Genomic DNA, 20,542 nt, shown 5'->3' on the forward strand with positions numbered 1-20,542 from the left:
TCCCACAAGGGGAGAGGGAAGAAAAGCTACACCATCATCATCACGGGATTTTCGATCAGCGTCTTGAACGCGCCGATCAGTTCGGCGCCGAGCGCGCCGTCGACGGCGCGGTGATCGCAACTCAGCGTCACGCTCATCATCGTCGCGATCTCGATCTTGCCGTCCCGGACGATCGGGCGCTGCTCGCCGGCGCCGACCGCCAGGATGGTGGCGTGCGGCGGGTTGATTACCGCGGTGAAGTCCTTGATGCCGTACATGCCGAGGTTGGAGATCGCCGTGGTGCCGCCCTGATACTCGTCCGGCTTCAGTTTTCGCGCGCGGGCGCGGGCTGCGAAATCCTTCATCTGCTTGGAGATCGCCGACAGCGACGCCGTCTCGGCGCTGCGGATGATCGGGGTGATCAATCCGCCCGGCATCGCCACCGCGACGCCGATGTCGGAATGCCTATGCTTGAGCATACCGGCTTCCGTCCACGACACATTGGCGTCGGGAATGCGTTGCAGCGCCACCGCCATCGCCTTGATGACGAAGTCGTTGACCGACAGCTTGTAGGCCGGCTTGCCGTCCTTGTCCTTCGGCGAAGCGGCGTTGATGTCTTCGCGCGCCGCCATCAGCCGATCGAGGTTGCAGTCGATCGTCAGGTAGAAATGCGGGATGGTCTGGGTCGATTGCGTCAGCCTCTGCGCAATCGTCCGCCGCATCCCGTCGTGCGGCACGACCTCGTAGCTGCCCTCCGGATACAGCGCGCGGATCTGCTGGTCCGACATCGACGGCGCGACCGCCGACGCAGCGGACGATGCCGCCGCCGCGGGCGCCTTCAGTCCGCCTCCCGCCTTCGCCTGCTCGACGTCGCGGGCGATCACCCGGCCGTGCGGGCCGGTGCCCTCGACACGCGCCAGATCAATGCCCGCATCCTTGGCGAGCCGCCGCGCCAGCGGCGAGGAGAACACCCGGGCGTCGCTGGATTGCGCGGGTTTGGCCTGCATGGCGTCGCCCTTCGAGACGGGCGCTTTCGCGCCCTCCGCAGGCCGAGGGGCAGCATCTGCAGCGCCCTTGCCGCCCGCACCGCCGTCATCCTGAGGAGCCCGCGCAGCGGCCGTCTCCGAGGATGACGCCGCGGGCTTCTTCACGTCCTCGGCCTTTGCAGCCTCAGCCTTCGGCGCCTCCGTCTTGCCGGCCCCTGCCCCGGCCGCCTCGACGTCCTCGCCGTCGCCGGCGAGCACGGCGATCACGGCATTGACCGCGACATCCTGGGTTCCTTCCGGGACGAGGATCTTCGCCAGCGTCCCCTCGTCGGAGGCCTCGACTTCCATCGTCGCCTTGTCGGTCTCGATCTCGGCGATGACGTCGCCGCTCTTGACCTTGTCGCCCTCCTTTTTCAGCCACTTCGCAAGGTTGCCCTTCTCCATGGTCGGCGAGAGCGCGGGCATCAGGATGTTGATCGGCATGACGGGGAACCTTACTGCGGCCGTTCGGTGGTGCGACCCGTATCGGACGGGCGCGAGATCTCGGATTCGAACATCTCGACGATGCGCTCGAGCGCCTCGTCCTCGGTGTAGTTGCTCTCGCGCGAATAAGCGCGCGCGGCGTGGCGGGCGATATCGACCAGCAGAAGCCCCCACATGTCGGGCTCCTCGAAGGCGCGCATGAACGCAATCGACAGGCCGCCGTCGAGCACGAAGGCGCGCAGCACCTCGGTGGCGTCCTCGCGGCCCTCGACGTCGGGCGGCAGCGGCTGTTGCTTGGGGCCAGCCATCGATCTACCGATAGCAGACGGCTTTGGCCGCCTCGACGACTTCGGCGACGCTGGGCAGCGCCAGCTTCTCCAGATTGGCCGCATAGGGCATCGGCACGTCCTTGCCCGAGACGCGCGCCACCGGCGCGTCCAGATAGTCGAACGCGTGCTCCATGATCCTTGCTGCGATCTCGGCGCCGACGCCGTTCTGCTGCCAGCCCTCCTCGATCGCGACAGCGCGGCCGGTCTTCTTCACCGACGCGATGATCGTCTCGGTGTCGAGCGGCCGCAACGTGCGCAAATCGATCACTTCGGCCTCGATGCCGTCCTTGGCGAGTTCCTCGGCGGCTTTCAGCGCGTAGCTCATGCCGTGCGACCACGAAATCAGCGTGACGTGCCGGCCCTGCCGCGCGACCCGCGCCTTGCCGATCGGGATCACGTAGTCGTCGAGCTTCGGCACTTCGCCGGATTGCCCGTACATCATCTCGTGTTCGAGGAAGATCACCGGATTGGGATCGCGGATCGCGGCCTTGAGCAGACCCTTGTAGTCCGCGGCGGTCGACGGCGCGACCACCTTGAGGCCGGGGATCTGCGCGTACCAGGACGAGTAGTCCTGGCTGTGCTGGGCGGCGACACGCGACGCCGCGCCGTTCGGGCCGCGGAACACGATCGAACAGCCGAGCTGGCCGCCGGACATGTACAGCGTCTTGGCGGCGGAGTTGATGATCTGGTCGATCGCCTGCATCGCGAAGTTGAAGGTCATGAATTCGACGATCGGCTTCAGCCCCGTCATCGCCGCGCCGACGCCGACGCCGGCGAAGCCGTGCTCGGTGATCGGGGTGTCGATCACGCGGCGCGCGCCGAATTCCTGCAGCAGGCCCTGCGTCACCTTATAGGCGCCCTGATACTCGGCGACCTCTTCGCCCATCACGAACACGTCGGGATCGCGCCGCATCTCCTCGGCCATCGCGTCGCGCAGCGCTTCGCGGATGGTGACGGTGACCATCTCGGTGCCGGCGGGAATGTCGGGATCGTCCGCCACCGACACAGCCGGCGCTTCCGGAGCGTCCTGCGCGGGCGCGGGCGCGGATTTCGCCTCGCCGGTGTCCGGCGCAGCAGCGGGCGGCGCCGATTGCGCGCTCTTGTTCTGCGCCGCAGGTTCGGCGGCCTTGTCGGCGTCCGAGGCGCTCTCGCCGTCGCCGAGGATGGTGGCGATCGGGGTGTTGACCGCGACGTCGTTGGTGCCTTCGGGGATCAGGATCTTGCCGAGCGTGCCTTCATCGGCGGCCTCGACTTCCATCGTCGCCTTGTCGGTCTCGATCTCCGCGATCACGTCGCCGCTTTTGACCTTGTCGCCTTCCTTCTTCAGCCATTTCGAAAGGTTACCCTTCTCCATGGTCGGCGACAGCGCGGGCATCAGAACTTGAATTGGCATTTGGGCTCCGCAGTCATTCAATCATGCGCGTGATCGCCGCGTGGCGGCACGAGAGCGCTGTCAGCGCGAGATACGTCAGCGATAGACATCGGTGTAGAGTTCGGACGGGTCGGGCTCGGGATCGTTCTGCGCGAAGTCGGCCGCCTCGTTGACGATCTTGCGCACCTCGGCGTCGATCTTCTTGAGATCGTCCTCGGTCATGTCCGAGCCGAGCAGACGCTGGCGCACCTGTTCGATCGGATCCTGATCGTTGCGGATCTTGTCGACCTCCTCGCGGGTCCGGTACTTCGCGGGATCGGACATCGAGTGGCCGCGATAGCGATAGGTCTGCATCTCGAGGATGTAGGGTCCATTGCCGGCGCGGCAATGCGCCACCGCCTTGTCGCCGGCGGCTTTCACCGCACGGACGTCCATGCCGTCGACCTGCTCGCCGGGAATGTTGAACGACACGCCGCGCTTGGAAAAGTCGGTCTGCGCCGAGGAGCGCGTCACCGAAGTGCCCATCGCGTAGCGGTTGTTCTCGATGACGTAAACCACCGGGAGCTTCCACAGCTCCGCCATATTGAAGCTCTCGTAGACCTGGCCCTGATTGGAGGCGCCGTCGCCGAAATAAGCGAGGCAGACGCTGCCATTGTCGCGATAGCGGTTGGCGAAGGCGATGCCGGTGCCGAGCGAGACCTGCGCGCCGACGATGCCGTGGCCGCCGTAGAAGTGCTTCTCCATGCTGAACATGTGCATGGAGCCGCCCTTGCCCTTGGAGTAGCCGCCGCGGCGTCCGGTCAGTTCCGCCATCACGCCCTTGGCGTCCATCTCGCAGGCGAGCATGTGGCCGTGGTCGCGATAGCCGGTGATGACCTGATCACCCTCGCGCAACGCCATCTGCATCCCGACGACGACGGCTTCCTGGCCGATGTAGAGATGGCAGAAGCCGCCGATCGCACCCATGCCGTAGAGCTGACCGGCTTTCTCTTCGAAGCGGCGGATCAGCAGCATGTCGCGGAACGCGTGCAGCTCCTGCTCCTTGGTGAAGTCCGGGACCTTCGACTTGGTCGATCCGGAGTTCCTGTCCTGCCCCGTCTCTTTCGCGGCGCTCTTTTTTGGTGCGGCCATGGCTCGTCCGATGAGAGAGTAGATGAGCCTCTCTAGCGTAACTTATTCGGCCGTGAAAGCATCGCTGTGCCGCGTTACGCAAATCAGTATGCCGCACTGCAACGAAGTGAAACTTTCGAAATCGTTCGTGCGGGTTTTTGGAATATGCGGATCAGCGCGCCGGAATCTTGCGGACCAGATCGGCGGGATTGGCGAAGTCGAGCTGATAGCGCACGCGTTCGTCGAGCATATCGGGGTCGAGTCGTTCGGACCGCAGCAGCGCCACGCGCTTCTCGCCCTCGGCCCGCTCGTTCTTCAGCCGCACCAATTCGGAGGTCAGCGCGATGATCTCCTGGTCGAGCTCCTGCTGCGCGGTGAGCCCGTAGCGCCCGGTATAGGCGTTGATGCCGAAATAACCGATCGCCGCCGCGGCGATCGCGTAGAGCGCGATTCCGGCGAGGATCGATTTGAGGCGGCTGCGGGAGACCATGGATCGACCATGGAACAGCGCGGTTAATGCTGGGCTAACGCCGCCTTGCGAGCGTCAGCGTTTCGGGGGAGCCTGGTCAGCGCCTGCGCGATCTCGATCACCTTGACCACGGCGAGTGGCCCCGCCATTTTCATTTCCGTTTCGATATCGTTGCGTCGGTCGGCGCGGCACTGTTTCCGCGCCGGGACGAAGACTGCAAGTCCATTTCACGAGCGGAACCACAGCCATGGTCAGTCCCGAGTTTCTCATCACCTCGTTGATCGTCGTCGCCTCGCCCGGGACCGGCGCGCTGTATACGGTGGCGGCCGGGCTCTCGCGCGGCTCGCGCGCCAGCGTCATTGCCGCGTTCGGCAGCACGATCGGGATCGTGCCTCACATGGCCGCGGCGATCCTCGGCCTCGCCGCCCTGCTCCACACCAGCGCCGTGGCGTTCCAGACCTTCAAATATCTCGGCGTCGCCTATCTGTTGTACATGGCGTGGAAGACGCTCGGCGAGCGCGGGCCGCTCAGCATCGAGAAAGAGGTCGGCGCGCGCTCGGCGCTGCAAATGACCGTGACCGGCGTGCTGATCAACATCCTCAATCCGAAGCTGTCGATCTTCTTTCTCGCCTTCCTGCCGCAATTCGTCGCCGCCGACGAAGCGCACCCGCTGGGGCGGATGGTCGAACTCAGCGGCATCTTCATGCTGATGACGTTCGTCGTCTTCGCGATCTACGGATTGTTCGCCGCCTGGCTGCGCGACCATGTCATCACCCGGCCGAAGGTGCTGACCTGGATGCGCCGCGGCTTCGCCGCCGCCTTCGTCGCGCTCGGCGCGAAACTGGCGACGGCGGAGCGCTGACAGCGCTGACTACCTGCTCGGATCGATCAGGAATTTTTCGCCGGTCGCGCGCTTGTTGTACACGGCGATCGCGTCGAGCGTAAGCGCCTGCTGCAGTGACACGACCTGCGTGTAGTTGCTGGCGAAGGTGGTCTTGATCTCGGCGGCGACGCGGGCGCGCAGCTTCGCGGCGTCGGCGGCGCCGATCTTCTGCAGGAACGGAAACAGCAGCCAGCCGCCGACCGCCCAGATCATCCCGAAATTGCGCACGATCTCGGTCGGCCGCGTGTCCAGGCCGCCGTAGATGTAGACCTGCTTCATCACGTTCGAGCCGTAGCGGCTGTACTCCTTGGCGGATTTGCTGATCGCCGCTTCCATGCAGGTCAGGATTTGCCCGGCGAGCCTGCCGCCGCCGATCGCGTCGAACGCGATGGTCGCGCCGGTGGCTTCCAGCGCCTTGGTGAGGTCGGCCATGAAATCGGGCGACGTCGAGTCGACGACGTAGTTCGCGCCGATGTCGCGCAACAGCTTCGCCTGCGCTTCGCTGCGCACGATGTTCACGAGATCGATGCCGTCCTTGAGGCAGATCCGATTCAGCATCTGGCCGAGATTGGACGCCGCCGCGGTGTGCACCAGCGCCTTGTGGCCTTCGCGGCGCATGGTCTCGACCATGCCGAGCGCCGTCAGCGGATTGACGAAGCAGGATGCGCCTTCTGCGGCGGTGGTGCCCGCCGGCAGCGGCAGGCAGTCGGCGGCCCTGATCAGGCGAAATTGCGCGTACATCGCGCCGCCGATCATCGCCACCGTCTTGCCGAGCAGCGCCTGCGCCGCGGCCGAGCTGCCGGCCTTGACCACCGTGCCGGCGCCTTCATTGCCGACCGGCATCGCCTGGTCGAGCCGCCCGGCCATCGCCTTCATCGCCGCGTCGGGAACCTTCGCAGTGATCACCGGCGCCTGCGGCGAGCCGGACGCCTTGGCGGTGGTCATGTCGGCCGCGCCGAACAGCAGGCCGAGATCAGACGGATTGATCGGCGTCGCCTCGACCCGGACCACGACCTCGTCTGCACCGGGCTCCGGGATGTCGACCGTCGCCAGCGACACTTCGAGTTCCCCGCTGGCCTTGATGAGCGAGCGCAGTTGCAGTCCGGTGGTGGCGTCGGTCACGCGTCTTCTCCCTGTTGTTGTCAGCGCGGCCGCAGATTGCTGCAGCCGCGCCCAGGGTTCAAGACGATGCGACCGCCGCGGCGATCACATGTCGCGCCAGCGCCAGCGCTGTCAGCGGAACGCCTTCAGCGCCGCCTTGCCGGCGTAATGCGCCTGCGCGCCCAGCTCCTGCTCGATCCGCAGCAGCTGGTTGTACTTCGCCGTACGGTCGGCGCGCGCCAGCGAGCCGGTCTTGATCTGCCCGCAATTGGTGGCGACCGCGAGATCGGCGATGGTCGAGTCTTCGGTCTCGCCCGAGCGATGCGACATCACCGCGGTGTAGCCGGCCTTGTGCGCCATCTCGACGGCGGCGAGCGTCTCGGTCAGCGTGCCGATCTGGTTGACCTTGATCAGGATCGAATTGGCGTAGCCATTCTTGATGCCGTCGGCGAGCCGCGTGACATTGGTGACGAACAGGTCGTCGCCGACCAGCTGGCACTTGTCGCCGATCAGGTCGGTGATCGCCTTCCAGCCTTCGATGTCGTCTTCGGCCATGCCGTCTTCGATCGACACGATCGGATAGCGCGCCACCAGATCGGCCAGATATTTCGCCTGCTCCTGCGGGCCGAGGCTCCTGCCCTCCGCTTCGTAGACATATTTGCCGTTCTTGAAGAACTCGGTGGAGGCCGGATCGAGCGCGATCATCACGTCCTCGCCGGCCTTGTAACCGGCCTTGCCGATCGCGGCCATGACGAAGTCGAGCGCGGCGTCCGCCGACGGCAGGTTCGGCGCGAAGCCGCCCTCGTCGCCGACATTGGTATTGTGGCCGGCTTTCTTCAGCTCGCCCTTCAGGGTGTGGAAGATCTCCGAGCCGCAGCGCAGCGCTTCGCTGAAGCTCGCGGCGCCCACCGGCATGATCATGAATTCCTGGAAGTCGATCGGATTGTCGGCGTGCGCGCCGCCATTGATGATGTTCATCATCGGCACCGGCAGCGTCCGCGCCGAGGTACCGCCGACATAGCGATACAACGGCAGGTCGTAGGACGACGCGGCCGCCTTGGCTACCGCGAGCGAGACGCCGAGAATGGCGTTGGCGCCGAGCCGGCCCTTGTTCGGGGTGCCGTCGAGCTCGATCATGGTCTGGTCGATCTGCACCTGCTGCTCGGCGTCCATGCCGCCCAGCGCGTCGAACAGTTCGCCATTGACCGCCTCGACCGCCTTCAGCACGCCCTTGCCGAGGTAGCGGGCCTTGTCGCCGTCGCGCAGTTCCACCGCCTCGTGGGCGCCGGTCGAGGCGCCGGACGGCACCGCGGCGCGGCCGACCGAGCCGTCTTCGAGCACGACATCGACCTCGACGGTCGGGTTGCCGCGGCTATCGAGAATTTCGCGGCCGATGATGTCGACGATGGCGGTCATGGAAGCCTCACTGCGGATTGGGGGACTAGGTTTGCGCCGCTTCTACAGCATGGTTTCGGGCCGGAAAAGGCCACCGCACAGATGACGCGCGCGTAACGAAAGGCTAAGACCGCGGCAACGGAGACGCGTATGTCCAGATCACCCCGCAAAACGCCGAAATCCCCTTCCCTGCAGCTCGGCCAGGCGGTCGAATGGCCGGCCACGCCGGACGCGGCCAGGCTCGACCGCGTGCCCAATCCACAAGCCGGCACCGATTATCTGGTGCGGTTCACCGCGCCGGAATTCACCTCGTTGTGCCCGGTCACCGGCCAGCCTGATTTCGCCCATCTGGTGATCGACTACGCGCCCGGCGCCTGGCTGGTGGAGTCCAAATCGCTGAAGCTGTATCTCGCCAGCTTCCGCAACCATGGCGGATTTCACGAGGACTGCACGGTGTCGATCGGCAAGCGGATCGCGGCCGAGATCAAGCCGAAATGGCTGCGCATCGGCGGCTATTGGTATCCGCGCGGCGGCATTCCGATCGACGTGTTCTGGCAGACCGGCAAACTGCCGAAGGGCATGTGGGTGCCTGACCAGGGCGTCGCGCCGTATCGCGGGCGGGGCTGAGCGGCCCGGTTCGCACGCCTGGCGCGCGCGTTCGTTCGATACGCTCGGTACTTCGCCCGGCGGCTGCTACCAGCTCGGTTGCCACCCCGGCTGCCAGCCCTGCTGCTGCATCGGCTGCGGATAGCCTCTGCCGCCGCGCTGCTGCCGCGGGTTTCGCGGTTGCGGCTGCGGCTCAGGCGCGCGCGGGAAGAAGAACGAACCGAAACCGCCGTCCCAATGGTCGTCGCGGTCGGCGACGACGACGTTGGGCGTCGGCTTGCGGGTGATGAAGCCGCCCTGCGGCTGATGGCTCAGCACCGCGACGAATTCGGTGCGGTAGTTGGTTTCGGCGCTCAGCGGCTCGTCGGAAATGACGATCGAGCTGCGCGGCAACGCGGTCGGGCCGATCCGGTCCAGCACCTCCGGCGGAATGGTGACGCGGTCGAGCGCCTCTCTGGCGTCGTCGGGACCGTCGATGGTCACCGCGCTCCAGCGCAGGCCGGCGTCGCTCTTCGCCATCGCGGTGAACACATGGGTGCCGATCGGTCTGTCGGATTCGCGGATCGTGACCGGAACCTCGATGGTCGCGTCGAACACCTCGCCGCCGCCGTCCGGCGCAGGCTTGTGGGTGTTGCGGCGGACGTAGAGCTTCTGCGTCGCGCGGCTGATGTAGATCGAGACCGGCTCCTGCGCGAGCTTCGCGTCCAGCGCCGCCTTGGCGGTGTCGGCCTTCTTGGCCTCGGCAGCCTTGGCGGCGTCCCTGGTCGCGTCCGCCAGCGCCCGCTTCGCCTCGGCGTCCGCCGTGGCGGTGGCGAGTCGCGCCGCGGCCTCCCCGGCCTGCTGCGCGGCGTTCTGCTGCAGCGCTTCGGCCCGCGCCTTGGCCTCGTCGGTTTTCGCGCCGGCAAGCAACCGGTCGGCGCGCGTCAGCTCGGCATCGGCGCGCGCCTTGGCCCGTTCGAACCCGCGGAGCGTGGCCTTGAGCGGCGCGATTTCGCGGGCCGCGGCCTTGGCGGCCTTCCTTGCGTCGTCCGCCGCCTTGGTCGCGTCCTCGGCCTCGCGGCTCAGCGTCACGGCGCGCGTCGGAACGGCGGCGATCGCGGCCGGGTCCGGCGTCAACAGCGCGGGATGCGCGATATCGACCGGCGCCGCATCGTTCGGCGAGACGATCACCCGCATCCCGATCCGGGTCCTGTCGAACAGGTTCTCCGCAAAGCCGTAAGGCATCCGTACGCAGCCATGCGAGGCGGCGTAGCCCGGCAGCGGGCCGCCGTGCAGCGCGACGCCGTTCCAGGTGATGCGCTGCATGTTCGGCATCCAGGCGTCGTCATACATGCTGGAGCGATGGTCCTTGCGCTTCTCGAGGATCGCAAACACGCCGGCCGGCGTCTCCCGCCCCGAAGTGCCGGTCGACACCGGCGCGCGCAGGATCCAGCCGTCGGCATCGTACAGCGTGACCTGCTGCGACTTGATCGAGACGATCGCCATGATCGGCTCGCCCGCTTCGCGCGGCGCCGTCGCCTCGACCGGCGGAGCCGGTCGCGCGCGCTTGGCGAGCGCGTCGCCGGTCAGCGCGATCCACGTGACCAAGGCGGCGAACGTTGCGACGGCCGCAATTCCGATACGCCGGTCCGTCATGGCGTGCAGCTTAGTGTTGGATCGAATCCCCACGCCTTGCCTCGATTGGATTGCCCGCCGCATTGGCCCTGCAAGAATGACAGCTCGCGATCGTTGATTGGCTGAACACCGCACGATCGACGACGCCGACTTCGAGGAGAACGGCACATTCTAGTCGCGATTCTCTCGTCGACGACAGCCCGCGCAAGCGGTTCGCGGCTGAAATCAACCTCGAGGGAGGTTAGCTGGCCCGCTCGGCGGTCCCCACTGCATCCCCCGGCGGCCTTGGCCGCAGCAGCGCGGCCAGCGCCAGGCCGAGCGCCAGCATCGTCACCCCGGCGATCAGCAGCGTCGGCGTCTTGCCGAGATGCGCGAGGCCGAAGCCGTAGGCGATCGGGCCGGTGGTCTGACCAATGAAGAAGAAGAACGAGTGCAGCGACATCGCGGTGCCGCGCGCGGTCTCGCTGAGTTCGCTGGCGAACACCTGCACGCAGCCGTGCAGCATGTAGAAGCCCATGCCCATCGCGATGAAGGCCAGAGCCTGCGCCTGCCACGGCGGCCCGAAGGCGATGATCGCGAGTTGAAGCCCGACCAGCGCGCCGCCGCCGATCATCATGCCGTTGACGCCGAGCCGCGGCAGCAGCCGGCCCACGGTGAGCGTGTAGAGCAGCCCGCCAACGGCGAAGCCGGCGATCACCAGCCCGGCGATCGCGAGCGACTCCTGCCCGAGTTCGTGCAGAAACGCTGCGACATAGGGAAACGCGCCCATCACGCAAGTGCCTTCGACCAGCACCGCGGCAAAGCAGATCAGCGCATTCGGATTGCTGAAGATGGTGCGATAGCCGCGACGCAGCGACGCCAGATCCATCGGCGCGCCTGGGCGCATCGGCTTGTTGCGAAATCCGAACGCCACCGCCAGCGCGGCGACGATCACCAGCAGGCCGAGCACAAGCAGCACGCCGCGCCAGCCGAGCACGTCGCCGATCACGCCGGAGGCCGAGGCCCCGAGCAGATTCCCGGTCATCGCGCCGCCGAGCACGCGTCCAATCGCGACCTGCCGCCGCTCCGGCTCGACCAGATCGGCGGTGAGCCCGAGCGCCACCGGAAAAACCCCGCCCGCCCCGATGCCGGCGAGAATCCGGCACAGAAACAGCACCTCGAACGACGACGACATCCCGCCGAGCAGGCTGGCGAAGCCGAGCAGCGCGAGGCAGACGATCATCAGCCGCGCCTTGCCGAACAGATCGGCGAGCGCGCCGATCGCCGGCTGCACCACGGCGAAGGTGAAGGCGGTGATTGCCGCGAGACCGGCGGCGGTGGCGATCGAGACCGAGAATTCGGAGGCGATCCGCGGCAGCACCGGGTCGAGCGCACGCGTCGACAGGCTCGCCGCGAAGCCCGACAGCGCAATGATATTGAGCGCGGGCGGCAGGCCCGGCTGAACGCCTGCCACGCCGCCCTGCGGCATCAGATCGTTCCGGCCCCCGGGCGCTTCTTGGCCAGCGCGTCGAACTCCATCAGCGTCCGCAACAGCGCCTCGAAGTCGCGCAGCGGCACCATGTTCGGGCCGTCGGACGGCGCGTGATCCGGATCGGGATGGGTCTCGATGAAAACGCCAGCGACGCCGACCGCGACCGCTGCGCGCGCCAGCACAGGCACGAATTCGCGTTCGCCGCCGGACGAGGTGCCCTTGCCGCCCGGCTGCTGCACCGAATGGGTCGCGTCGAAGATTACCGGCGCGCCGGTGGTCCTGGCCATGATCGGCAACGCGCGCATGTCGGATACCAGCGTGTTGTAACCGAACGACGCGCCGCGCTCGGTCACCAGCACCTTTTGGTTGCCTGCGGTGGTGATCTTGGCGACGACGTTGCCCATGTCCCACGGCGCCAGAAACTGGCCCTTCTTGACGTTGACGATCCTGCCGGTGGCGGCGGCCGCCAGCAGCAGATCGGTCTGCCGGCACAGGAACGCCGGTATCTGCAGGATGTCCACCGCCTCCGCGGCGCGGGCGCATTGCTCGGCCTCGTGCACATCGGTCAGCACCGGAAGTCCGACGCTGTCGCGGATCTCGGCGAAGATCGCCAGCGCCGCGTCGAGCCCGATGCCGCGCGCGCTCGCGGCGCTGGTGCGGTTGGCCTTGTCGAACGACGTCTTGTAGACGAGGCCGATGCCGAGCCGCGTCGCGATCTCCTTCAACGCCGAGGCGACCTCGAGCGCATGGGCCCGGCTCTCGAGCTGGCAGGGCCCCGCGATCACCGACAGCGGCAGCGAATTGCCGAATTTGACGTCCCCCGCGGCCACCACCGGCGCGGGCGCAATGCTCTTGTTCAACGGACCATTCCTTGTTCGAAGATCAGCGTCGCGCCGCACAGATCCGGCGCGATCAGCCGGTCGATGTGGCGCGTCGCCACGATCCCGTTCTGCTTCAACAGGCGTTCAACCACGGCGAGGTCCTCCACGGCAATCCGCAATCCGGCGAACCGCGCGCCCTCGGCGTCGGTCGCAAGGCTGACGCCGTATTGGTCGCGGAACGACACCGGCTCGACGATGTCGATGTCGCCGCGTTCGGTCCGCGCGGTCACGCCGATCGACGACGCATGCAGATCGCGCAAACCTGTGAAGGCGCCGAGGAAGATGTGATGATCGGTCGGATTGTCGGCCACCATCGCCACAGCCGCCGCTGCGCATGCGCCGTTGGCGTGGGTCTGAAACGACGGGTTCCAGAAATTCTCGGGATGATGATGCTGACACGCCGCGAAGCCGGCGTCGGGCGACAGAGGATCGCGCGCGAAGGCCAGCGAGAAGCCGAGCTTGACGACGCTGCCGTCGGGCCGCTGCCCGTCGCGTCCGAAGCTGAACACCTCGTCATCGCCGATCCCGGCCGCGGCGTAGGCCATTGCATCCGCCTTGGCATCGGCGCTGGCGAGCAGCAGCATCGACAGCCCCTCGCGCCGCGCCAGATAGTCGCGGTGGAACGCACCGAATGAAAATGCGCGCGCGCGATGCGGCGCGATCTTCTCCGGTTCGGCGACCGTGAGGATCTCGACGAAGAACCCGTCGACCTGCACGATGCGATTATGCGTGCCCCAGGGATGGCGGTTACGCGCGCCGACGGTGAACCCGAGCCGCTGATACGCCTCCGCCGCGGCATCGAGATCGCGCACCGCATGAACGATATGGTCGAGTCCGCCGGGCATCAGATCAGCGCTTTCATCGTTGCGGTCGGCGATTACTTCATCGCCGAAACCGCGGTCGGCGCCCGCAGCGCCGGCAGACGGCCGGGCACGCAACGACACGTCGGGGATTCGTGGATCATGGCGAAACCTCCCGCGATTGTCGCCACGCGCGGCCCAAGCCGTCTTGTGGCAACAATTGCAGGCAAGGTCAAAGCGATGGGCGCGGCGGACAGCACCGCGCCCGCTGCATGACGCGCGGACCGATCGCGGCCGCAGCACTCGCGTCGATTTTCACCGCGCCTTCGGGGGTGGAATCTCCGCGGCCGAGCCGGCGATATGCGGATCGACCAGATTGACCTTCGCGACGGGATCGACGCCAAACAGCCGCTTGAAATTTTCCGGCCCAAGCAGCTTCGCTGCTTCGTCGATCAAATGCTGGTTGCGGGCGTTGAGCGCCACAGCATGGGGTTGGCTGGTCCCCGGCCAGGCCCGCGCCGCGAATTGCTGCACTTCGCCGCGCAGATGCAGCAGGCGGCTCAGTTTGGCCGGGTCGTCCGCCAGCACTTCGGCGGCCCGCTTCTCGAACTCGTCCGGCTCAGGGGCGTCGCTCGCCATCGTCAGTCCTCCAGACCGCGCCGTCCGCGCCGCCAGATGGGCCCCGGTGCACGACGCAGCCTTGGCCGCCCATGAGATGTGACTGAGGCCATAGGTTCCATAGATGAAGCTGCTCAGCAGATAGCCACGCGCATTGCAGACCGTCAGGGGGGGCGCATGGGAGGCGCCGTCCCGGGTCGCGTACAGCACCTGATTGGCCAATTGGTGGCAAACGCCCTCGACGCCGTAGACGAAGATGGTTCCGCGCGCCGCAAGCGACGTCCGCGAGTCGACGTTGGGGAGCACGAGGCACTGCGCAACTGAGAGGTCGCCGGCTTGCTGACCCAAGGCGCCGTCGGGATCGACCGGCGTGCCCCCGGTGGCGTGGAACGATCCCCAGCAATACCAGAAGAATTGGTGAGCGCCCTTGACCTCGTCGATCGTCGGATAACCGTTGATCCGATTGTCGTAGCTGGTGACCCAGGTATGATCGACAGGCGATTCCGACTCCCAGGCAGGAATGGCCCACGCGTAGAGCTTGCCAAGCAGTGTCATTTCCAGTCCCCGACCAATCAGCCCAATACACGCACTGGTTGAATTTCAGATCATCCCCCACCATTGAGCGAATGTCTGCCCAGAAAGTCGGAATTCGGCGTTCGAACAGCGTGAATTCGAAACAATCCGGGGTAATCTTGCACCGTGCCGGTCAGTGAATACCTGCTTGATACGATGCGATCGCTTGGCCGCAACAGAGAGCAATGCCGATGCGCAGCTTCCCTGGCCTCGCCCTGCTGGTATGGGCCATTGCGCCGGCCGCGGCTCAGACGCCGGGCATGATCACCGGCGGCAGCAAGGACGTTATGGTCAACGGTAAGCCGGCAGCCCGCGCCGCCGACACCACCTCTGACGGCGCGGTCGTCGAGGGTTCGAACAACGTGTTCATCAACGGCAAGCCTGCCGCGGTCATCGGCGGCCAGACCCATTGCGGCGGCGGCGGGATTGGCGGCGGCGTGATCGTCGGCGGCGGTGGCGGCAACGTCTTGATCAACGGCAAGCCGATGGCGCGCGCTGGCGACGCCACCGCGGGCTGCCCGAAGTAATCGGTCTCAGACCAGCCGGCTACGCACCAGCGCCGCCTCGATGAACGAGGAGAACAGCGGGTGCGGCTCGAACGGCCGCGACTTCAGCTCGGGGTGGAATTGCACCCCGATGAACCACGGATGATCTTCGTATTCGACGATCTCCGGCAGCACGCCGTCCGGCGACATGCCCGAGAAACGCAGGCCGTGCTGTTCGAGCCGGTCCTTGTAGGCGGTGTTGACCTCGTAGCGATGGCGGTGGCGCTCGGAAATCTCCAGCGCGCCGCCATACACCTGCGACACCCGGCTGCCGCGCTTCAGCGCCGCCGGATAGGCGCCGAGCCGCATCGTGCCGCCGAGATCGCCGGCCTGCGACCGCCGCTCCAGCTCGTTGCCGCGCAGCCATTCGGTCATCAGGCCGACCAGCGGCTCCGACGTCGGCCCGAACTCGGTCGAATTGGCTTCGGCGATGCCGGCGAGATTGCGCGCTGCCTCGATCACCGCCATCTGCATCCCGAAGCAGATGCCGAAATACGGAACATCGCGCTCGCGGGCGAATCGCGCCGCCTCGATCTTGCCCTCGGCGCCGCGCTGGCCGAAGCCGCCCGGCACCAGGATGCCGTTGACATGTTCGAGGAACGGCGCCGGGTCCTCGTTCTCGAACACTTCGCTCTCGATCCAGTCGAGCTTGACCTCGACCTTGTTGGCGATGCCGCCATGCGACAGCGCCTCGATCAGAGATTTATAAGCGTCCTTCATCCCGGTATATTTGCCGACGATGGCGATTGTCACCGCGCCTTCGGGATTGCGGATGCGTTCGTTGATCTTGTGCCAACGCTCCAGCGCCGGCGGCGCTTCGGCCGCGATCGCGAACGCCGCAAGCACTTCGTCGTCGAGGCCGGCGGCGTGATACGCCTCCGGCACCGCATAGATGCTGTCGGCGTCGCGCGCCTCGATCACCGCAGTTTCGCGGACGTTGCAGAACAGCCCGAGCTTGCGCCGCTCCTCCTTCGGGATCGGCCGGTCGGTGCGGCACAGCAGGATGTCGGGCTGGATGCCGATCGAGCGCAGCTCTTTCACCGAATGCTGGGTCGGCTTGGTCTTCAGCTCGCCGGCGCTCGGGATGTAGGGCAGCAGCGTCAGATGGATATAGATCACGTCGCCGCGCGGCAGATCGTTCCTGATCTGACGGATCGCCTCGAAGAACGGCAGGCCCTCGATGTCGCCGACGGTGCCGCCGATCTCGACCAGCACGAAATCGTAACCGTCATTGCCGCTGAGGACGAATTCCTTGATGGCGTTGGTGACGTGCGGAATCACCTGGATGGTGGCGCCGAGATAGTCGCCGCGGCGCTCCTTGGTCAGGATGTCCTGGTAGATCCGGCCGGTGGTGATGTTGTCCTGCTTGGTCGCAGGCCGGCCGGTGAAGCGTTCATAATGGCCGAGATCGAGATCGGTCTCGGCGCCGTCGTCGGTCACGAACACTTCGCCGTGCTGATACGGCGACATCGTTCCGGGATCGAGATTGAGATAGGGATCGAGCTTGCGAAGCCGGACTTTGTAGCCACGCGCCTGCAGCAGCGCGCCGAGCGCCGCCGATGCCAGACCCTTGCCGAGCGAGGAAACCACGCCGCCGGTGATGAAGATGTACCGCGCCATGGGAGGCTACCTTTAAGGCCCTCGGTCCGATTCGCAAAAGCGATTCGGTCCCATCGGGCGAACGTCAGAATGCCTGTGGGTGACGCCGAAAGATCAGCGCCTTCATGCGATTACGGACGACACTTCAGATTCGTAGACAGGTGCCGTCAGTGCATACCGGCAATGCTTATTGCGATCGCGGCGGGCTCGGGGCTGCCGGCTGCTGGTTCTGCTGCTGATCGGTCTGCTTCAACGTGTCGAGCAGACCACCGCCCTGAGATACCGGCGGGGCCGGAGTCGCCGGGGATTGCTGAGTCGGCACCGACGTCGGGAGCATCGTCGGCTTGCGGTTATAGGTGGCCAGCCACGACAGCAGCAGGCTGGTGACGAAGAAGCCGGCCGCGAGAATCGCCGTGGTCCGGGTCAGCAGATTAGCTGTGCCGCGACTCGACATGAAGCCGCCGCCGCCACCCCCACCGACGCCAAGGCCGCCGCCCTCGGACTTCTGCAGCAGGACGCTGCCGATCAGGCCGAGAACCAACATCAGGTGGATGACGATAATAACAGTCTGCATGGTACCCTTCCATCACAAGCCCGGATCGCCGAAAGGCCGACATGGCGCCAGCGCGCGGCTGCTCGACAGGCTTGCGGGATAAACGAAGTCGCGCGGTGTCTACACGATCGATGGGGGCATTGTCACCCCCGGACGGCTTCCAAACCGCGACGGATATGCGCGTCGCGTCACTCAGTTAGGGACACCCGGCGGCAATCGCAAGGAAGTCCGACGCCTTCAGGCTGGCGCCGCCGACCAGCGCGCCGTTGACATGCGGGACTGACATCAGTTCGCGGGCATTCGAGGGCTTCACCGAGCCGCCATACAGCAACCGCATCTGGTCGCCTTCGGCGTTAAAGCGCTGCGTCAGAGTCTGGCGAATAAAGCCATGAACTTCCTCGACATCAGCCGCGGTCGGGGTCATGCCGGTGCCGATCGCCCAGACCGGCTCATAGGCCACCACCAGATTGGCGGCGGTGGCGCCATCGGGCAGCGAGCCGGCGAGCTGGCCGGCGACAACGTCCAGAGTGTGCCCGGCGTTGCGTTCGCCCTGGGTCTCGCCGACGCAGACGATAGCGACCAGCCCGGCCCGCCACGCCGCCTGCGCCTTGGTGCGGACGATCGCGTCGGTCTCGCCGTGATCGGCGCGGCGCTCGGAATGACCGACGATGATCGCGCGGGCGCCGGCGTCGGCCAGCATCTCGGCCGAGATGTCGCCGGTATGGGCGCCGGTGGCGTTGGCATGGCAATCCTGGGCGCCGATCGCGACCGCAAGCGCGCCCTTCTCGTTGGCGGCGGCAAGCCTGTCGGCAAACGCGGCGATCAGCGTTGCCGGCGGGCACACCAGCAGATCGATCCCCGATGACAGCTCGGTCGCGCCCTCCAGCATGGCGTCGAACTCCGACGACGCGGCCTTGAGGCCGTTCATCTTCCAGTTTCCGGCAATCAGCGAACGAACGGCGGGGACCGGCATGGACACTCTCACGTTATGGGGTTGCACAATCCCGCTAGCAGAGCCGTTTGCGATGCTCAAGGGCGCGTGATCATACAGCGTCCGACTGCGACCAAAGAGCCGCCTTACGAGCCGCCTTCGAAAGTTACCTTCGAGACTGCCTTGCAATGCGGCGGCAACAGCTCGACTGCGGCGCCGCTTCCGGTTGCGACGCTGGCACCGCCACTTTATGATGGATTTTCAAGCTGGCGACGCTAATTTGCGCCTCCGCGCGCTTCAGCGCGGCCGGTTCCCTCCTGCCAAAAGTGACTCCATGCTTCGAGGAATACGCAACGCCTCATCCAACTGGTTCGGCAAGACCGTCATGATCATCGTGATGGGCGTGCTGATCATCAGCTTCGCGGTCTGGGGCATTGCCGACATCTTCCGCGGGTTCGGCCGGTCGACGCTCGCCCAGATCGGCGGCACCGAGATTTCCACCGAACAATTCCGGCAGACCTACAACGACCGTCTGCAGCAGATCGGCCGCCAGTTCGGCCGGCCGCTGACCCCGGACCAGGCGCGCGCCTTCGGCATCGATCGCCAGGTGCTGCAGCAGGTCATCGCGGAAGCGGCGCTCGACGAGGACGCGCGAAGGCTCCAGCTCGGCCAGTCCGACGACGAGACGATGCGCAGCATCCTCAACGATCCGAGTTTCAAAGGCACCAATGGCGCATTCGATCCAGGCCGCTTTCAGCAGGTGATCCGCCAGTTCGGCTTCACCGAGCAGCGTTACATCGCCGAGCAGCGCAAGGTCGCGCTGCGGCGACAGATCGCCGGCACCATCACGGCCGGCCTCGCGCCGTCGAACACGATGCTGCTGGTCGCGAGCCAGTTCCAGAACGAGCAGCGCGCGATCGACTATCTGAAGCTGACCGATGCCCAGGTCGGAACGATCGAGCCGCCCTCCGCTGAAGCGCTCGCGGCGTTCTACGAGGATCACAAGGCGCAATTCCGCGCGCCCGAATATCGCAAGGTCGCATTCGTCGCGCTGACGCCGGAGTCGATCGCCAAATGGACCGACGTGTCCGACGCGGACGCGCGAAAACTGTTCGACGAGCGCAAGGACAAACTGTCGACGCCGGAGAAGCGCCAGGTCTTGCAGATCGTCTTCCCGAATGCCGAGGAGGCGCAGGCGGCGCGCGCCAGGATCACCGAAGGCGCCTCGTTCGAGGACATCACCAATCAGCGCGGGCTGAAACCGGCGGACGTTGAACTCGGTCTGGTCGGCAAGGCCGAGATGCTCGATCCGGCGGTGGCGAAAGTCGCGTTCGCACTGCCGCTCAACGAGGTCAGCCAGCCGATCCCGGGCGCGTTCGGCACCGCGCTGGTCAAGGTCGCCAAGATCGAGCCCGGCGTGCAACCGAGCTATGAAAGCGTGGCGCCGACGATCAAGCGCGACGTCGCGCTGGAGCGCGCCCGCGCCCAGGTGATGGCCCAGCACGATAAGATGGAAGACGCCCGCGCCGGCGGTGCCAACGTCATCGAGGCGTCCAAGATGCTCGGCCTCAACGCGGTGACCATCGAGGCGGTCGACCGCTCCGGCCGCGGCCCGGATGGTCAGCCGGTGAAGGACATCCCGCAGGGTCTCGAACTCGCCACCTCGGCGTTCAACAGCGATGTCGGCGTCGACACCGAGCAGATCAACTATCAGAACGGCTATGTCTGGTTCGACGTGCTCGGCGTGACGCCGTCGCGCGAGCGCAGCCTCGCCGAGGTCAAGGATCAGGTCGAGGCGCGCTGGCGCACCGAACAGGTCACGAGCCGGCTGCGGACCATGGCCGCCGAACTGGTGCAGAAGCTCGGCGCCAATGGCAAGCTCGCCGAGGTCGCGCCGCAAGGCGTCAAGGTCGAGACGGCGTCCGGGTTGAAGCGCGAGGGCGCGACGCCGGGCGTACCGGCCACGGTGGTCGAGGCGGTGTTCCGCACGGCGAAGGACGGAGTCGGCCAGAGCCCGGGCGGCAACGGCAATGAGTGGTTCGTCTATCGCGTCACCGACGTCACGGTGCCGCCCGTCGATCTCGCCTCCGACGATGCGAAGAAGCTGAAGGACGCTTTGCTGCAGCGGATGAACGACGAACAGGTCGGCGAATATATCGCTTGGCTCGAGCGGGATATCGGCACCAAGATCAACCAGCAGGCGGTAGCGCAGGCGACGGGGGCGGCGACCAATTGACGACGGCG

At 66.4% G+C, this 20,542-nt stretch carries 19 protein-coding genes; 4 read left to right on the top strand and 15 right to left on the bottom strand.

Annotated features, from left to right (window positions below):
- Positions 1 to 26 precede the first annotated feature (26 nt).
- From BMY71_RS12365 to BMY71_RS12385, 5 genes are all read right to left on the bottom strand, one after another.
- Positions 27 to 1,448, bottom strand: a complete 1,422-nt coding sequence (locus BMY71_RS12365) for a pyruvate dehydrogenase complex dihydrolipoamide acetyltransferase (RefSeq protein ID WP_092684043.1) — start codon at positions 1,446 to 1,448, stop codon at positions 27 to 29.
- Between the two features lie 11 nt (positions 1,449 to 1,459).
- A complete protein-coding gene (locus BMY71_RS12370; protein ID WP_092684045.1) occupies positions 1,460 to 1,756 on the bottom strand; it encodes a DUF5076 domain-containing protein in 297 nt (98 codons plus the stop codon).
- A 4-nt stretch (positions 1,757 to 1,760) separates the two neighbouring features.
- Positions 1,761 to 3,170: a pyruvate dehydrogenase complex E1 component subunit beta gene (locus tag BMY71_RS12375; RefSeq protein ID WP_092684047.1), complete on the bottom strand. Its 1,410-nt coding sequence runs from the start codon at positions 3,168 to 3,170 to the stop codon at positions 1,761 to 1,763.
- Positions 3,171 to 3,245: 75 nt separating this feature from the next.
- Entirely contained in the window at positions 3,246 to 4,280 is a 1,035-nt protein-coding gene (pdhA, locus tag BMY71_RS12380; RefSeq protein WP_092684049.1) for a pyruvate dehydrogenase (acetyl-transferring) E1 component subunit alpha, read from the bottom strand.
- A gap of 151 nt (positions 4,281 to 4,431) precedes the next feature.
- Positions 4,432 to 4,749, bottom strand: coding sequence for a septum formation initiator family protein (locus tag BMY71_RS12385; RefSeq protein ID WP_011503218.1), 318 nt, complete (start codon positions 4,747 to 4,749; stop codon positions 4,432 to 4,434).
- A 226-nt stretch (positions 4,750 to 4,975) separates the two neighbouring features.
- Between BMY71_RS12385 and BMY71_RS12390 the strand changes: the two genes are divergently transcribed.
- A complete protein-coding gene (locus tag BMY71_RS12390) occupies positions 4,976 to 5,590 on the top strand; it encodes a LysE family translocator (RefSeq protein ID WP_092684051.1) in 615 nt (204 codons plus the stop codon).
- A gap of 9 nt (positions 5,591 to 5,599) precedes the next feature.
- On the opposite strand, the gene BMY71_RS12395 is transcribed toward BMY71_RS12390, so the two are convergent.
- Both BMY71_RS12395 and eno read right to left on the bottom strand, forming a co-directional pair.
- Positions 5,600 to 6,733, bottom strand: a complete 1,134-nt coding sequence (locus tag BMY71_RS12395; protein ID WP_092684053.1) for a zinc-binding dehydrogenase — start codon at positions 6,731 to 6,733, stop codon at positions 5,600 to 5,602.
- Positions 6,734 to 6,844: 111 nt separating this feature from the next.
- A complete protein-coding gene (gene eno, locus BMY71_RS12400; protein WP_011503221.1) occupies positions 6,845 to 8,128 on the bottom strand; it encodes a phosphopyruvate hydratase in 1,284 nt (427 codons plus the stop codon).
- Between the two features lie 129 nt (positions 8,129 to 8,257).
- Between eno and queF the strand changes: the two genes are divergently transcribed.
- On the top strand, positions 8,258 to 8,734 hold the full coding sequence (queF, locus tag BMY71_RS12405; protein ID WP_011503222.1) for a preQ(1) synthase: 477 nt from the start codon (positions 8,258 to 8,260) through the stop codon (positions 8,732 to 8,734).
- A 66-nt stretch (positions 8,735 to 8,800) separates the two neighbouring features.
- On the opposite strand, the gene BMY71_RS12410 is transcribed toward queF, so the two are convergent.
- The 5 genes from BMY71_RS12410 to BMY71_RS12435 all read right to left on the bottom strand — a co-directional run bounded on the left by BMY71_RS12410 (position 8,801) and on the right by BMY71_RS12435 (position 14,652).
- The gene (locus BMY71_RS12410; RefSeq protein WP_175557662.1) at positions 8,801 to 10,348 is read right to left on the bottom strand and encodes a L,D-transpeptidase; all 1,548 of its coding nucleotides are present in this window, start codon (positions 10,346 to 10,348) and stop codon (positions 8,801 to 8,803) included.
- Positions 10,349 to 10,568: 220 nt separating this feature from the next.
- Entirely contained in the window at positions 10,569 to 11,795 is a 1,227-nt protein-coding gene (locus BMY71_RS12415; RefSeq protein WP_092684058.1) for an MFS transporter, read from the bottom strand.
- Positions 11,795 to 12,658 (bottom strand): 3-deoxy-8-phosphooctulonate synthase, encoded by an 864-nt coding sequence (kdsA, locus tag BMY71_RS12420; protein ID WP_011503225.1) that lies wholly within the window; start codon positions 12,656 to 12,658, stop codon positions 11,795 to 11,797. Before kdsA ends, BMY71_RS12415 begins: the two co-directional genes overlap by 1 nt.
- Positions 12,655 to 13,524 carry a VOC family protein gene (locus BMY71_RS12425; protein ID WP_092684060.1) on the bottom strand — a complete coding sequence of 290 codons (870 nt, stop codon included), beginning with the start codon at positions 13,522 to 13,524 and terminating at the stop codon, positions 12,655 to 12,657. Before BMY71_RS12425 ends, kdsA begins: the two co-directional genes overlap by 4 nt.
- Positions 13,525 to 13,794: 270 nt before the next feature.
- Positions 13,795 to 14,652 (bottom strand): hypothetical protein, encoded by an 858-nt coding sequence (locus BMY71_RS12435; RefSeq protein WP_011503227.1) that lies wholly within the window; start codon positions 14,650 to 14,652, stop codon positions 13,795 to 13,797.
- Positions 14,653 to 14,855: 203 nt separating this feature from the next.
- On the opposite strand from BMY71_RS12435, the gene BMY71_RS12440 reads away from it, so the two are divergent.
- Positions 14,856 to 15,197: a PAAR domain-containing protein gene (locus tag BMY71_RS12440; protein WP_092684064.1), complete on the top strand. Its 342-nt coding sequence runs from the start codon at positions 14,856 to 14,858 to the stop codon at positions 15,195 to 15,197.
- Positions 15,198 to 15,203: 6 nt separating this feature from the next.
- Here the strand turns inward: BMY71_RS12440 and pyrG are convergent, their stop codons facing one another.
- From pyrG to tpiA, 3 genes are all read right to left on the bottom strand, one after another.
- Positions 15,204 to 16,835 carry a CTP synthase gene (pyrG, locus tag BMY71_RS12445; RefSeq protein ID WP_092684066.1) on the bottom strand — a complete coding sequence of 544 codons (1,632 nt, stop codon included), beginning with the start codon at positions 16,833 to 16,835 and terminating at the stop codon, positions 15,204 to 15,206.
- A 166-nt stretch (positions 16,836 to 17,001) separates the two neighbouring features.
- Positions 17,002 to 17,388, bottom strand: coding sequence for a preprotein translocase subunit SecG (secG, locus tag BMY71_RS12450; protein ID WP_092684068.1), 387 nt, complete (start codon positions 17,386 to 17,388; stop codon positions 17,002 to 17,004).
- Positions 17,389 to 17,563: 175 nt separating this feature from the next.
- Entirely contained in the window at positions 17,564 to 18,340 is a 777-nt protein-coding gene (gene tpiA, locus BMY71_RS12455; RefSeq protein ID WP_092684070.1) for a triose-phosphate isomerase, read from the bottom strand.
- Between the two features lie 292 nt (positions 18,341 to 18,632).
- Here tpiA and BMY71_RS12460 point away from each other — a divergent pair, with 292 nt between their 5' ends.
- Positions 18,633 to 20,534: a peptidylprolyl isomerase gene (locus tag BMY71_RS12460; protein WP_092684072.1), complete on the top strand. Its 1,902-nt coding sequence runs from the start codon at positions 18,633 to 18,635 to the stop codon at positions 20,532 to 20,534.
- Positions 20,535 to 20,542: the final 8 nt, after the last annotated feature.

Origin of the sequence: Rhodopseudomonas pseudopalustris (assembly GCF_900110435.1) — a bacterium.
GTDB lineage: Bacteria > Pseudomonadota > Alphaproteobacteria > Rhizobiales > Xanthobacteraceae > Rhodopseudomonas > Rhodopseudomonas pseudopalustris.